The organism is Acidimicrobiales bacterium (assembly GCA_035546775.1).
Lineage (GTDB): Bacteria > Actinomycetota > Acidimicrobiia > Acidimicrobiales > JACCXE01 > JACCXE01.
In genome coordinates this window covers 78,467-92,301 of record DASZWD010000057.1, presented here as the reverse complement: position 1 = coordinate 92,301, position 13,835 = coordinate 78,467, and the positions used below count along the sequence as shown (strand labels likewise).

13 protein-coding genes are annotated in these 13,835 nt (G+C 69.7%); 6 read left to right on the top strand and 7 right to left on the bottom strand.

From position 1 onward, the window contains the following. On the bottom strand, window positions 1-786 hold the full coding sequence (locus tag VHC63_14385; GenBank protein HVV37793.1) for an alpha/beta hydrolase: 786 nt from the start codon (window positions 784-786) through the stop codon (window positions 1-3). A gap of 128 nt (window positions 787-914) precedes the next feature. On the opposite strand from VHC63_14385, the gene VHC63_14380 reads away from it, so the two are divergent. Beyond that, the gene (locus VHC63_14380; protein ID HVV37792.1) at window positions 915-1,664 is read left to right on the top strand and encodes a sulfite exporter TauE/SafE family protein; all 750 of its coding nucleotides are present in this window, start codon (window positions 915-917) and stop codon (window positions 1,662-1,664) included. 22 nt (window positions 1,665-1,686) lie between these two features. Next, entirely contained in the window at window positions 1,687-2,556 is an 870-nt protein-coding gene (locus VHC63_14375; GenBank protein ID HVV37791.1) for a LysR substrate-binding domain-containing protein, read from the top strand. 33 nt (window positions 2,557-2,589) lie between these two features. Here the strand turns inward: VHC63_14375 and VHC63_14370 are convergent, their stop codons facing one another. Then, window positions 2,590-3,984 (bottom strand): M20/M25/M40 family metallo-hydrolase, encoded by a 1,395-nt coding sequence (locus VHC63_14370; GenBank protein ID HVV37790.1) that lies wholly within the window; start codon window positions 3,982-3,984, stop codon window positions 2,590-2,592. A 58-nt stretch (window positions 3,985-4,042) separates the two neighbouring features. On the opposite strand from VHC63_14370, the gene VHC63_14365 reads away from it, so the two are divergent. After that, window positions 4,043-4,282, top strand: coding sequence for a hypothetical protein (locus VHC63_14365; protein HVV37789.1), 240 nt, complete (start codon window positions 4,043-4,045; stop codon window positions 4,280-4,282). Here VHC63_14365 and VHC63_14360 read toward each other — a convergent pair. The 4 genes from VHC63_14360 to VHC63_14345 form a co-directional block, all read right to left on the bottom strand. Beyond that, window positions 4,279-5,301, bottom strand: a complete 1,023-nt coding sequence (locus tag VHC63_14360; GenBank protein HVV37788.1) for an acyl-CoA desaturase — start codon at window positions 5,299-5,301, stop codon at window positions 4,279-4,281. The genes VHC63_14365 and VHC63_14360 overlap by 4 nt on opposite strands. A gap of 122 nt (window positions 5,302-5,423) precedes the next feature. Next, on the bottom strand, window positions 5,424-6,581 hold the full coding sequence (locus tag VHC63_14355; protein ID HVV37787.1) for an ABC transporter permease: 1,158 nt from the start codon (window positions 6,579-6,581) through the stop codon (window positions 5,424-5,426). Next, complete coding sequence (locus VHC63_14350; protein ID HVV37786.1) at window positions 6,578-7,738, bottom strand: ABC transporter permease; 1,161 nt, start codon at window positions 7,736-7,738, stop codon at window positions 6,578-6,580. Before VHC63_14350 ends, VHC63_14355 begins: the two co-directional genes overlap by 4 nt. Window positions 7,739-7,740: 2 nt before the next feature. Beyond that, window positions 7,741-8,670 (bottom strand): ABC transporter ATP-binding protein, encoded by a 930-nt coding sequence (locus VHC63_14345; GenBank protein HVV37785.1) that lies wholly within the window; start codon window positions 8,668-8,670, stop codon window positions 7,741-7,743. 135 nt (window positions 8,671-8,805) lie between these two features. Here VHC63_14345 and VHC63_14340 point away from each other — a divergent pair, with 135 nt between their 5' ends. Beyond that, window positions 8,806-9,405: a class I SAM-dependent methyltransferase gene (locus VHC63_14340; GenBank protein ID HVV37784.1), complete on the top strand. Its 600-nt coding sequence runs from the start codon at window positions 8,806-8,808 to the stop codon at window positions 9,403-9,405. A 7-nt stretch (window positions 9,406-9,412) separates the two neighbouring features. Here VHC63_14340 and VHC63_14335 read toward each other — a convergent pair whose 3' ends face one another. Beyond that, window positions 9,413-11,176: an AMP-dependent synthetase/ligase gene (locus tag VHC63_14335; protein ID HVV37783.1), complete on the bottom strand. Its 1,764-nt coding sequence runs from the start codon at window positions 11,174-11,176 to the stop codon at window positions 9,413-9,415. A 275-nt stretch (window positions 11,177-11,451) separates the two neighbouring features. Between VHC63_14335 and VHC63_14330 the strand changes: the two genes are divergently transcribed. Beyond that, window positions 11,452-12,522 (top strand): alpha/beta fold hydrolase, encoded by a 1,071-nt coding sequence (locus tag VHC63_14330; GenBank protein HVV37782.1) that lies wholly within the window; start codon window positions 11,452-11,454, stop codon window positions 12,520-12,522. Between the two features lie 180 nt (window positions 12,523-12,702). Further along, window positions 12,703-13,752 (top strand): alpha/beta fold hydrolase, encoded by a 1,050-nt coding sequence (locus VHC63_14325; protein ID HVV37781.1) that lies wholly within the window; start codon window positions 12,703-12,705, stop codon window positions 13,750-13,752. Window positions 13,753-13,835: the final 83 nt, after the last annotated feature.

The following is a 13,835-nucleotide window of genomic DNA, read 5'->3' as shown; positions in this document are numbered from 1 at the left end:
CTATTTCCACCACACCGGCTTGGGGTACAGCCCGCGGAACAGCTTGGGCGGCACGAACGGCTTCCACTCGCCTTCGGGTTGCGCCAGGCGATCGCTGATGGCGCCGATGGCGGCTGGGTTCACGCCGAGGCCGATGTGCGAGCTGTCGACTTCGATGTTCTCGCGCAGTGGTCCTTCGGCGTCGATGCACGACGACCAGTGCACGATCCCGTCGGTACGCGTGTAGATCGACGTGGCCGGCACGAGCAGCGGGGGCAACTCTTCTTCCGGCGGCAGGTCGATGCCATCGGTCGCGGCCACGACGTGGCGCGCCGCGTAACTGCGATACAGCCGGCCCACCGGCGTGCTCGACGCGTCGCGCAGGCGGTACGGGCTGCCGAGCGTGATGACCTGGCGCACCATGTCGGGAAACATGCGCGCCATCGCCCGGGCGTAGATGCCGCCGAGGCTCCAGCCGATGAGGCTCACCTTCGCCGAGTGCCGGTCGTGGAGCATGTGCAGGCGCTCGACCATGCCGCCGACGATCTCGGGCGTCGGGCCGATGTTGCGCCCGAGCCCCCAGGCGTGCACCCAGTAGCCCTGGCTGCGGATGACGCCGCGCAGGGGCACCGTGGAGAAGTCCGACGCCGAGAAGCCCGGCAGCACAAGCACGGGATGGCGATCGCCGCGCCCGAGCGTGCGCAGCAGCGGCGACGCGGCGACGAACGCGCCGACCTCGAAGGGAATGCGTTGTTCGAGAGCCAGGCGGCGAATGCCCGGCCGGTTCTCTGCATGGGTGGCGGTCACGCCACCGAACCTAACGGGCGAGCCGCGCGCGTTCGGACTGCCTGCGAGCGCGCGATCAGCATTGATAGGGATGTCCTATGGATCTGGCGGAAGTTGTGATACTTCTTATGTGGTGATTCCATGGGCGCATGACCGCGTCGACCTTCGCAGTGCTGGGCCTGATCGGCGCTGGCGTCGGGTTTCTGTCGGGCATGTTTGGCAAGGGCGGCTCCGCCGTTGCCACGCCCTTGCTGAGCGCAGCCGGTATTCCCTCCGTGATCGCGGTGGCGTCGCCATTGCCGGCGACGATTCCGACCACGATCGCGGCCGCGGCCGTCTACTGGCGACAGGGATGGCTCGACCGGCGCGTCCTGCAGACGACGCTGGTGTTCGGAGTTCCCGCGACCATCGCTGGCGCTGTCGTCACGAATTGGATCGCAGGCCATACCCTGGTGCTCGTCACCGACGCGGTCATTGCGGCGATCGGCGTGCGCCTGTTGTTCAGCCACTCCACCAACGACGGAGACCCGCGGCCGGCCCCGACGCGCTCGGCGATGTGGATCGGCCTCGGTGTCGGGTTCTCGGCGGGCCTGCTGGCAAACAGCGGAGGTGCACTCCTCGCGCCGCTGTACCTCACTGTGCTTCGTCTGCCCATCAAGCGCACGTTCGCCACGTCGTTGAGCGCGGCGACTGTGCTCGCGATCCCGGCCACGATCGTCCACGTGCTCCTCGGCCACATCGACTGGACCATCGTGGCCGTGCTCGCCGCCACCTCGGTTCCGCTGTCGATCGTCGGTTCGCGCGTCGCGGTGACGACCCAGTCGGCCCGCCTGGAGCGGATGTATGCCGTCGTTCTCGTCGCGCTCGGTGGCGCGTTCCTGGCGCACGGCCTGCTTTGAGCACGTCGGCGCCGCGCTAGCCGTGGAATTACGCCAGGTCGAGTACGTCGTGGCCGCCGTCGAGCACGGCGGGTTCGGCCGCGCCGCCGAAGCGCTCGGGGTATCGCAACCCAGCGTCTCGCAGGCCATCGGCGCGCTCGAACGCGAACTCGGCGTGGCGCTGTTTCACCGCCTCGGCCGCCGCGTTCAACTGACGTCGGCTGGCGCCGCGTTCCTCGAGCCGGCGCGACAAGTGCTGCGCGACGCCCTCACCGCGCGTGACACCGTGCGCCAAGTCGCGGGTAACGCCGCTGGCCGTCTCGACGTCGTGTCACTGCCGACGCTCGCCGTGGACCCACTGGCCGCACTCATCGGGCGGTTCCGCGCCAAGCACCCAGAGGTGACGGTCAGGCTTGCCGAACCTGACAGCGCATCCGAAGTGATCGAGATGGTGCGCGACGGCCGGTGCGAAGTCGGCCTCGCACAGCTTCCGGTGCGCTCCGATCTCGTCGTGAACGAACTCGGCGTGCAGGAGCTGTTCGCCGTGAGCCCGCCCGGTACGCGGGCGCGTAAGACGCTCGACGCCACCGCCGCGGCGCGCCTGCCGCTCGTCACCACGCCGCGCGGTACGTCAACACGCAACCTCATCGATGAAGCCTTCGCGGGCGCCGACGTCGTGCCCAACATCGCGGTCGAGACCGGCCAACGCGAGGCGATCCTGCCCCTCGTGCTGGCGGGCGCCGGCACGTGCTTTCTCCCCGGCCCGCTCGCCCGCCGCGCACGTGAGCAGGGCGCGGTGGTGTGTGCACTCAACCCACCGTTGCGACGCCGAGTCGGCGTCGTGCATCGGCGCGGTCCGCTGTCGCCCGGGGCCAGCGCCTTCGTGGCGCTGGCGCTCGCCCGGCCGCGATAGGCGAGTCCGGCAGGTTCGCCGGGACTCCCTCGGCTAAGCGGAGGCCGCGTGGGCGGCGACGATGTCGGCGACGCATGCCGTGACGCGGCGCGCCGTCGGCAGGTCGAGGAACTCGTTCGGCCCGTGCGCGTTCGACTCGGGCCCGAGCACGCCCGTCACGACGAACTGCGCCTGCGGGTACCGGCGCCCGAGCATGGCCATGAACGGGATCGAGCCGCCGATGCCCGTCGCGCCCGCGGGCTGGCCGAAGGCGCGCACCGACGCGTCGTCAACCGCGGCGGCGAGCCAGTCGGCGGTGGCGGGGGCGTTCCAGCCGTCGGCGCATTCGGTGTCCGACACCGAGATCGCGGCGCCGTACGGCGGATCGGTGGTGAGGGCGCTGATCATGTCGGCCATGGCCCGCTCGGCGTCCACCGTCGGCGGCAGGCGCAACGACAGCTTTGCCGTCGTGTACGGGCGCAGCACGTTGCCGGCATCGACGGGCGCCGGCGCGCCGGCCAGTCCCGTAACCGACAGCGCCGGGCGCCACGTGTGGGCGAGGATCGCATCGGCGCCATCGGTCGTCATCGGTCGGGTGTCGCCGGCGAAGGGATAGTCCGCCGCGATGTCGAGCAACGCGCCCACGCGCTCCGCCTGGGCGACGCGCTCCGCGGGAATCTCCGCCTGCATAGACGGCAGCAGCAGGCGGCCGGTGGCTTCGTCTTCAACGCGCGACAGCAGCGCCCGCAGGATGCGGAACGACGACGGGATCACGCCGCTCGCCCCGGAGTGGACGCCTTCGGTCAACACGTCGACGCGCAGGTCGAGGCCGACGAGGCCCCGCAGCGACGTCGAGGTCCACAGCCGGTCGTAGTCGGCGCAGGACGAGTCGAGGCACACCACCAACTCGACGTCGCCGAGGAAGTCGTCGAGCGCTTCGATGTGGGCCGGCAGGTCGGGACTGCCGCTCTCCTCCGACGCCTCGATGAGAATGACGCAGCGGGCGTGCGCGCCGCCGCGCTCGCGCACGGCTCTGACTGCGGTGAGCGCGGCGAACGCCGCGTATCCGTCGTCGGCGCCGCCGCGGCCGTAGAGCCGGTCGCCGATGCGGCGCGGCTCCCACGGACCGAACCCGTCTTTCCAGCCCGTCATCTCCGGCTGCTTGTCGAGATGGCCGTAGAGGAGCACCGTGCCCGCGGCCGCTGGGTCGGTCGCCGGGATCTCGGCGACGATCACCGGTGTGCGCCCCGGCAGGCGGTGCACCGACACGGTCAGCCCGTCGACGCCCTGCGCCCCCAGCCAGTCGGTGACGAGCGTGACCGCCCGCTCCATGTGCCCGTGCGCTTCCCAGTCGGGATCGAACGCCGGCGACTTGTTGGGGATGCGGATGTAGTCCTCGATCACCGGCACGATGCCGGTCCAGCACTCGTCGACGTAGGCCTGCGTCATCGGCGCGATGTTGGCACGCCCGGGCCGAGCGGGGTCACGCCACGGGCGAGACTGCGGCGTGGTCAGCTTTCTCCTGTCGGTCACGTTCGCGTGCGGTGTCGTGATCGCGATCGCCCACGTCGTCAATCGGAAATTCGTCGCGCCGGTCTACGACGTGGTCGCCAACCTGACCGCCTTCGGCTGCGCCGTGGCCGCCTCGACGTTGCTCGGCCACGTCGTTCCGGCCGTGCTGTCCTCGGTCGCGATCGTCTGTTGGCTGGTGCTGGCCCGGCGGACGATCCGCCATCGCCGCGACTAGCTCGGCTGGATGCGCGCCGCGTGACTGGCGGCGCGGGTGAGATCCTCGGCGGCCTTGAGTGAGGCCGTCACTGCCTCTTCGAGCGCGACGCGCTTGGCGTGCACCGCGGCCGACACCTCGCCGGCGCGCCGGTCACGCGCCTCGCCCACCGCCGTGCCGGCGCGACGCCACGCGGCGCGGAACATGCCGAGGTCGAAGGCACCGTCGCGCACGCGGTTGCGGCGCAGCGCCTCCGGCGTCGGTTGCCGCAGGTCACGCACAAGTCGCAACGCGCAGAGGGCGCGCAACCCGTACCACGACATGTCGAACTCCCACCAGAAGAACCCCTGACGCGCCGACGCCTGGTAGTGGTGATGGTTGTTGTGCCATCCCTCGCCCATGGTCAACACGGCGAGTACCGGGTTGTTGCGGCTGGTGTCGGGCGTGGCGTAGCGCCGGGTGCCGATCGTGTGGTTGAGCGAGTTCACCGTGAAGGTGGCGTGCCACAGCGCGACCGTCGAGCCGAAGAACCCGACCACGAGCCCGCTCCACCCGCCGAGCATGAACGCGACGAGGGCGACGAACCACGGCCCGATGAAGTTGTACCGATCGATGAACCGCAACTCCGGGAACGCCGCCAAGTCGCGCACGGCGTCCAGATCCGTGCCGCTATAGCGATCGCACAGGATCCAGCCGACGTGGCTCCACCAGAAGCCCTTCTGCGGCGAGTGCACGTCGTCCTCGGTGTCCGAATAGCGGTGATGCGCCCGGTGATGGGCCGCCCACCACAGCGGGCCCTTCTGCGAGGCGGTCGTGCCGACGAAGGCGAGCAGGAACTGGACGGGCCGGCTCGCCCGGTACGACCGGTGCGAGAAGTACCGGTGGTAGCCGGCAGTGACGGCAAACATCCGCGTTGCGTAGAGCACGACGAAGATCGCCACTGCCCGCCACGTCACGCCGGTGATGAACGCGAACAGCGGAACGAGATGGAACAGCAGGAACGGCAGCGACGACAGCCAGTTGATCTTTTCGTCAGCCACCCGCGTCAGGGTGCGGGACATTGCGCCTTTCAGGCATGTCCCAGACGGACACGAGCCTGCTGCGGAGGGTACTGGACGTTCGCCAGTGGCGGTATTCGGCGTTGGCGCGCCGCTTCGCGCGGCTAGGCCAGTAGCCGCCGCAGCCTGATGGTGGCGAGACAGAGCAAGCCGGCGGCGAACAGCACGAGCACTCCGATTTCGCGGCCGATCGTCAGCAACGTGCCGTGGCGCGACAGCAACGCCGTCCAGGCGTCGACCGCCCACGCATGGGGTGTGAAGTGGCCGGCCGTCTGCATGACCTTGGTCGTGATCGCCAGCGGCCACATGCACCCGCCGAGCATGGCGAGCGCGATGCCCAGCGCGGGACCGACCGCCGTCGCCTGTTCGGGCGTGCGGAACAGCGTGCCCGACAGCATCCCGGCTCCCGCTCCGACGAACGCCCAGGTGACGACGAGGGCGAGCGCGGCCAGCGGATCACCCCACGAGACCCCGAAGACGATCGTGCCCACGAACACGATGAGCGCCGACTGCACCAGCGCGATGGCGACGTAGGTGAGGGTCTCGCCGGCGACGATCGCGACGGGCCGCAGCGGCGCCGCCGCCATGCGCTCGTACATGCCCAGGCGACGGGTGTCGATGATGAACGCACCGGCGGCGAGGGTGTTGAGAAACACGAACAGCACCAGTTCAGTGGGCGCGCTGTAGCTGAATCCTTGCGGGAGGACTTTCTCGTGCGCCTGCACGATCTTGTCGCCCACGGTGACGAGCGCGACGTCGCGCGAGCGCGCCAAGGCCAGGTTGGCCGCGTAGGTGCCGTGTCCGTGCACGGTGGCGAACGCTGCGGCCTGCACCTGGCTGCCGAGGTCCGAAACGATCGAGCCGATGTCGGCGAGGGCGGCCTGGCCGTCGCTGCTGTTCGGCTCGGTCATGACCGCGACCTGCGCGCTGTCACCGCGCGCGAGGGTGGCGTCGAGGCCGACGGGGATGATCGCGGCGGCCAGGATCTCGCCGCGCGTCAGCGCCGTGCGCGCGTCGGCGATGCTGTGGTAGTCGGTGACCTTGAGCAGGGCCGAACCGTGCAAGGACGCGGACAGGTCGGCGCCGGCCGCCCCGGCGCCGAGGTTGACCACTCCGACACGGAACTTCGTGACGCCCGAAACGGTCGCGCCGACGATGAGGATCACGGCGACCGGTAGCACGAGCATGAACAGCAGGGCGCGGCGGTCGGCGAGGTAACGCCCGAGGGCGACCCGCGTGACGGCGAGGGCGCGACGCGTCACGCCACCGCCCGCGGCGCCAGCGCGACGGCGAGCGCGCCGACGATGGCGCTGAACACCGCGATGGCCAGCACGGGCTCGGCGATGGTGCGGAAGCCGCCGCCGGTCGTCGACAGGTCCATGAAGGCGCGCATGGCCCAGCCGTTGGGCGTCAGCAGTGCCAGGCGGCGCATGATGCTCGGCGCCGCTGACACGTACATGAAGTTGCCGCCGAGCAACGCGAGGCCGAACACGATCAGCGATGCCACGCCCTCGGCTTGGCGCTGCGTTCGCGCCAGGCCTATCACCAGGGTGGTCAGGCACATGACGGCTACGACGAGCGCCAGGCACACCGTCGCCACCGGAAGCGGACTGCCCCAGTACGCGCCGAAGGCCGCCGACGTGATCACGGCGACCGTCGCCAGCGACACGCCGCCGAACACGAGGACCGACAACGCCTTGCCGGCGACGATGGCGAGGGGCCGTACCGGGCTGGCGCGCATCCGCTCGACGGTCCCCTGGCTGCGCTCGACGAAGAAGCTGCGCGCCGTGTAGCTGATGATGAACAGCAGGAAGAACGTGGCCATCGCCGGGCTGAAGTAGCCGATGGCGCTTACCGCTCGCGCGCCGAGTGGTTGCTGCACGACTTGCAGCGGAATGGTGAGTTTGGCGACCGCCGCCTGGAGCGCCGGACTCGGTAACGCACCGGCGGCCACCGCGGTGGTGAAAGCCAGCCGGTCGGCGTTGAGTTGGGCGGCGAAGGAGCGCACCAGCGACGTCGTCACGCTGGCTGCCATTACCTGGTCGACACTGCTCAGCGTCGTCATGCCGAGCGGGCTTGCGCCGGTCATCGACGCCGAGAACCCCGGGGGGATGACGAGGCCGGCCTGCACCTTGCCCGACTTGACCGCGGCCGACGCCGCGTCGGCGCTCGAGTAGGGCCGCAAGGAGACCACGTCCGCGAGCGCCGGCTGGCGCAGCGCTTGGATCACACCGGCCGACACGATCCCGTGGTCTTGGTCGACGACGGCCAGCGTGTAGTGAAACGACGCCGACGATCCGAAGGCGAGCGCCATGACACCGGCGATCACCACCGGCGCGATGATCCCGATCACGAGTGCGGACCGGTCGCGGACGCGCTGACGCAGGTCTTTGGCAGCGATGACGAACGCAGCCTTCACCGCTACTCCCGCAGCGCAGTGCCGGTGAGGTGCATGAACACCGACTCGAGGTCGGGCTCGACGACCTCGACGCTGGTCACCGCGACGTGCGCGTGCTCGGCGGCTTCGAGCACCGCCGGGAGGGCGTGGCGGCCGTCGGTGGCGACGAGCTGCACCCGGCCGTCGGTCGTGGCCGCCGCCTCGACGCCGTCGACCTTGCGGCAGGCCTCGGCGAGCGATCGCAGATCACCCGCGGCGACAAGGTCGATGCGGTCCTTTTCACCCAGGCGCGCCACGAGTTCTCGCCGGGAGCCCTCGGCGATCATGCGGCCCTGATCCATGATCCCCACCCGGTGGCAGACCTTCTCGGCCTCCTCCATGTAGTGGGTCGTATAGAGCACGGCCATGCCCGAACGGCCAAGTTCGTGCACACGCTCAAGGATGGCGTGGCGGCTCTGCGGATCGACGCCGACGGTGGGCTCGTCGAGCACCAGCAGCCGCGGGTGGTTCAGCAGTCCGGCCGCGATGTTGAGCCGGCGTTTCATACCCCCGGAGAAGGTGTCGACACGATCGCCGCCGCGTTCGGCAAGGTCCGTCAGCTCGAGGGCCTCGTCGACGCGCTCGCGCAGGCCGGCGCGGCGGAGGCCGTACAGCCGCCCGATGAAAGCCAGGTTCTCGCGCGCCGTCAGGTCGGGGTACAGCGCGATGTCCTGCGGGACGTAGCCAACCACCGCTTTGGCGGCGAGGTCGCGGCTTTCCATGCCGTCGACCGTCGCTACTCCGGCGTCGGGTTCGAGCAGGCCGCAGGCGAGCTTGATCGTCGTGGTCTTGCCGGCACCATTGGGCCCGAGCAAGCCGTAGATCTCGCCGGTGGACACGGTGAAGGACACGCCGTCGACGGCGGTGCGCTCGCCAAAGCGCTTGACGAGTCCCTCACAACGCAGCGTCGCCACCGGAGCCTCCACTGCGGCAGTCTGCGCCTCCTCCTATCCGCACCATCAGAGGCTTAGGGCACGGACCAACGGCACCTTCTCGGGCCCAATGTCGACCGAACAGCGGATAGCTCGGAACAGCGCCAAGATGCATCCGTGAACCGGTTCGACGACAAGGCTGCTACGTGGGACGCCGATCCGACGAAAATCGCGCGCGCCGAGGCGGTCGCTCGGTGCATCGAGGCCGCCGTCCCGCTCGCACCCACGACGCGCCTGCTCGAATACGGCGCCGGCACCGGACTCGTCACCCAGGCGCTGCGGCCTGCGGTGGGCCCCGTCACGCTGGCCGACTCGTCGAGCGGCATGCGCGACGTGATGCACGCCAAGATCGCCGCGGGACAACTCGTCGACGCCCGCGTGTGGGCGCTCGACCTCGCGACCGACCCGCCACCCGACGAGCAGTTCGACCTGATTGTGACCGTGATGACGCTGCATCACATTCCCGATCTCACCCGGGTGCTCGGCGCGTTCCGGCGGTTACTCCCGCCCGGCGGCTACCTGTGCATCGCCGACCTCGAGCGCGAGGATGGCTCGTTCCACGGCGCCGATTTCGACGGTCACCACGGCTTCGCGCGCGACGCGCTCGGGCAGGACGTCACCCGCGCTGGTTTCCGCGATGTCGCGTTCAGCGACTGCACGACGATGGTCAAAGACGGCGCGACGTACGGCATTTTCCTCGCAACCGCCCGGGCCTAGACGTCGGCTACGCGGCTTCGGTCGCGTACATCTCCTCGATCAGAGCGCGGTAGTGGGCGGCGACGACGTCGCGCTTGACCTTCAGCGTAGGCGTGATCTCGCCGTCTTCGAGCGCCAGTTCATGGGGCAGCACCCGCCACGTCTTGATCTGCTCGATCGGTGCACGCACCCTGTTGACGTCCTCGACGGCGGCACGCAAGGCCGCCTCGACGGCGTCGTCGCCCTCGGTCTCGCGCAAGGCGGCGACCTCGTCGCTGTCAAGTGCGATGAGCGCGGTCAGATAGGCGCGGTTGTCGCCCACGACGACTGCTTGCGAGATCAGCGGCGACGCGCACAGCGCCGTCTCGAGATTCTGTGGCGCGACGTTCTTGCCGCTCGAGGTCACGATCAGGTCCTTCTTGCGCCCGGTAATCGTGAGATAGCCATCGACGTCGAATGCGCCGAGGTCACCCGAGTGCATCCACCCGTCGGCGTCGAGGAGTTCCGCGGTGCGCTCCGGATCGTTCAGGTAGCCGACGCACACGCTCGGTCCCCGCGCCAGGATCTCGCCGTCGTCGGCCACGCGGACCTCGAGGCCCGGCAGTGGCCGGCCGACCGTTCCGATCCGGCCGTGCCCGGGCACGGTGAGCGTGGTCGGCCCGCAGTCCTCCGTCTGGCCGTACACCTCGCCGACGGGCAGACCGATGCCGTGCAGCCACGAGAGGATCTCCGGGGCGATCGGGGCGGCACCGGAAATGAGGACGGCGGCACAGTCGAGTCCCAGTTGCCGGCGAATCGAGCGTCCAATGACACGGTCGAGCACCCGGAACATGCGCTCGTGCGACGCCGAGCGCGGCCCTTGTTCGACGGCGAGGGTCAGATACCTCTCGACGGCGCTGCGGATCGGCGCAGCCGAACGCTCGACGTCGGCGAGGATCGCGGTCCGCAGCTTCTGCCACACGCGGGGCACGGCGAAGAAGATCGTGGGCCGGCACGCCCTGAGATCATCGGGAACGGTGGCGAGGCTCTGGGCGAACCAGGTTTGGCCGCCGGAGACGACCTGACCGAAGTGGCTGACGACTCGCTCCGCGATGTGCGACAACGGCAGGAAGGACAAGAACCGGTCTTCGGGCCCGATGTGGATCGCGAGGGTGATCCCGGCGATCGTGGCCGTGATATTCCCATGGGTGATCAAGGTCCCCTTGGGCGGCCCGGTCGTCCCGCTCGTGTAGACGATGGTCGCCACCGTCTCCGGTGTGATGTCGCCGCTGCGTTCGGCGACGGCCGAGGGTGTGTCGGCGAGCAGTCCGCGGCCGAGCTCGCGTAGGTCCTCGAGCGACATCACGAACGGATCGTCGAGACCCCCGTCCTCGCCCATGATCACGAGACGCTCCACCGCCGGCAGCGTGTCGCGCTCGAGCAGCACTTTGGCCGCTTGGCCCGCCCCGTCCACAAAGCAGACCCGGGCGCCGGAGTGACGCAGCACGTAGGCCGTCTGCGACGCCGTGTTGGTGGGGTAGACGGGAACGGTCCGTCCTGCAGCGCGCATGACCGCGAGATCGGCTTCGTGCCATTCAGGACGATTGCCCGAGAGCACGCCTACGGAATCGTCCACCGCAACACCGAGCGCGATGAGGCCCGCCGCGATCTCCTCGACGGCGCGGCCGTAATCGGCCCAGCTGATGTCGCGCCACTGCGTCCCCACCCGGAACCGCATCGCGATCGCGGCACCGTTGGTCCGCACGTTGCGCTCGAAGTAGTCGATGAGTGTCGGCGGTACGTCTGCTGCCACAAGTCGACGGTAAGCCCAGCGCAGGCCGCGAAATAGGGTCACAAGCCCTGTGTTAACTCTTCGTCCGCCCAAAACGCGTTCGCATCAAACCGCCGCCACCACGAGCTTGGTCTTGCTCACCGTGCCTTTGTTCGCCGGCAATCCCTCGTCAAGCAGATCGCCAATCTCAGTGAGCACCGTTGCCCTCGTACTCTTCGCGCCAGCGGCATCTGTCCGTCGACATCGCGGTCATCGCTAAGGTGCGTTAACGGTCGTTATCAATCTCGGAGGTCGTCATGCGTCGCCTGCTGATCGTTGTCGCGCTCGCACTCGTAGCCGGCGGCGTCTTTCCCGCGTCCGCTTCCGCGGCGATCTCGCGCGACTACGCCGATCCGTCGTGCGTGAAGCAGACCGTGCCGGTCTCTCTCGGAACGCACGCTCGCGCCACCTACCGCGTCGTCGCGTGGCTGTGCGGGGCCGCGCCGGGGCGAACTGTGATCGTCAGCGTGTCGGGCACGACGTACAACCACACCTACTGGGACTTTCCCGTGGATCCAGGCCGCTACTCGTTTGTCCGCGCCCTGACCGCGGCGGGCTATGCGGTGTTGAACTTCGACCGCATCGGCATCGGTGAGAGCGATCATCCCGCGGCGCTCGCGTCGACCGGGCAGGCCAATGCATGGGTCATGCACACCCTCGTGCGCCGGTTGCGTTCCGGTGCGTTCGGTGGCGTGGCGTTTCCCCGCGTGGTGAGCATCGGGCACTCGCAAGGCTCGGCGATCGTGCTGCTCGAGGCCGAGACGTACCACGACGTGAACGGCCTGATCGACACCGGGCTGCCCGGTGTGCCGATCGGTTCGAGCGCGCCGCTCACGTTCGCCAGCCTCACCGCGGCGCAACTCGACCCGGCGTTCTCCGGCGCGCACATTCCGCTCGGTTACACGACGACCCGGCCCGGCACGCGCCAGCACCTCTTCTTCGACCACGCCGACCCCGCGGTCGTCGCGGCCGACGAGGCGCTCAAGGACTTGTTCCCCGCGGGCGAGGCAACCGTCCTCGTCGACTACCTGGCGACGCGCACCGTGCGGGTCCCGGTCTTCTCGGTCTACGGCGAGCACGACCGCTTCTTCTGCGACATTGCCTGCACGAGCACGCTGAACCCGACCGCGTCGCTGTCGCCGTTGCTCTTCTCGCCCGCGGCGTGTCTCGAGTCGGTCATCGTGCCGGGCGCAGGACATGACATCAACCTGCACCGCAACGCCCCCGCCTGGTACGCCCAGGTCGCCGACTGGATCGCCCGGCGGGTCGGGGCGACGGCAACGCTTCCGCCCAGCCAGCCCTGTTCGGTGAGGTCGGCGACGTCCTAAGCGCGGCGGCCGCCATCGTGGGGTCCGCCGATTGACCGGTACGCGCATCCGCTGTTTGGCGGGGACCTTCGCCTCTGCCACCGGCGCACCAGCACCCTTCACGCTTGGGAGATGGAATATCGAGTTGCAAGGGTCGCGCCGTCTCTCCCCCGGCTGCGTCTCCGCAAGATCACCGCGGTCATGGACGTCCCGGCCGGCGTGGCCTGTGTCGCCGTCGGCGCCGGGCTTGCGCCGCACCTGTGGAAGCACGGGCCGCTGACGATGCAGGTCGCCGCGGTGGCGTGGACGACCGTTGGGCTTTTGTTGGGTGCCCTCGGCGTCATCCGTCTCGGCCGAAAGCGCGGAGTGATTTGGCGTCTCGACCTCGTCGCCCTCGCGCTGATTTCGGCGGCGACTGCTGCCTTCGTCGCCGCCCCCGCCGTCGCCGCCACCCACGTGCCACGGCCGTTGGTGGGCGCGACGCCGTCGAGCGTCGGCTTGGCGATGTCGGCGACGCGCTTGAAGACCGACGACGGCGTGCAGCTTGCGGCTTGGTACGTGGCATCGACCAACCGCGCCGCCGTTGTGCTGCTGCACGGCGCGGGATCCACACGCTCGAACGTGTTGCAGCAAGCAGCTGCGCTGTCACGCGGCGGATTCGGCGTGCTCATGATCGACGCCCGCGGCCACGGCGCCAGCGGCGGACGCGCCATGGACTTCGGCTGGCATGGCGACGCCGACGTCGCTGCCGCGCTGAACTACCTCGCGCATCGCGCCGACGTCGACCCCAGCCGCCTCGGCGTCGTCGGCCTGTCCATGGGCGGAGAGGAGGCCATCGGTGCCAGCGGCTCGAACGACGCGATCCGCGCCGTCGTCGCCGAGGGCGCCACCGGCCGCGTTGCCGGCGATCACGCGTGGCTCTCCGACGCGTACGGCGTTCGGGGCACGGTCACCGAACTGCTCGCACGCCCGCGCGATTGGGTGACGGGCCTCCTCACGGATGCGCCCCGTCCACAGACACTGCGCGCCGCGGCCGCAGCCAGCGCAGGCACCAAGTACCTCCTCATCACCGGCGGGCGCGTCGCCGACGAACGCTACGCCGCCGACTACATCGCCAGCGGCGCGCCCACCCGCACACAGATCTGGACGATCCCGGGTGCGGGCCACACCGCCGGCATGCGCGTCGCCGGCATGGAGTGGGAACGTCGCGTCGTCGCGTTCCTGCGCACTGCGCTGCGGGTCGACGGCTAGGGCGACAATGCAACTGGCTGTCAGTGTGGCTGTCGCGCTTCCGAGCCGATCGTAAGCGCCAACGGCTGCGAACGGGCTCGAGC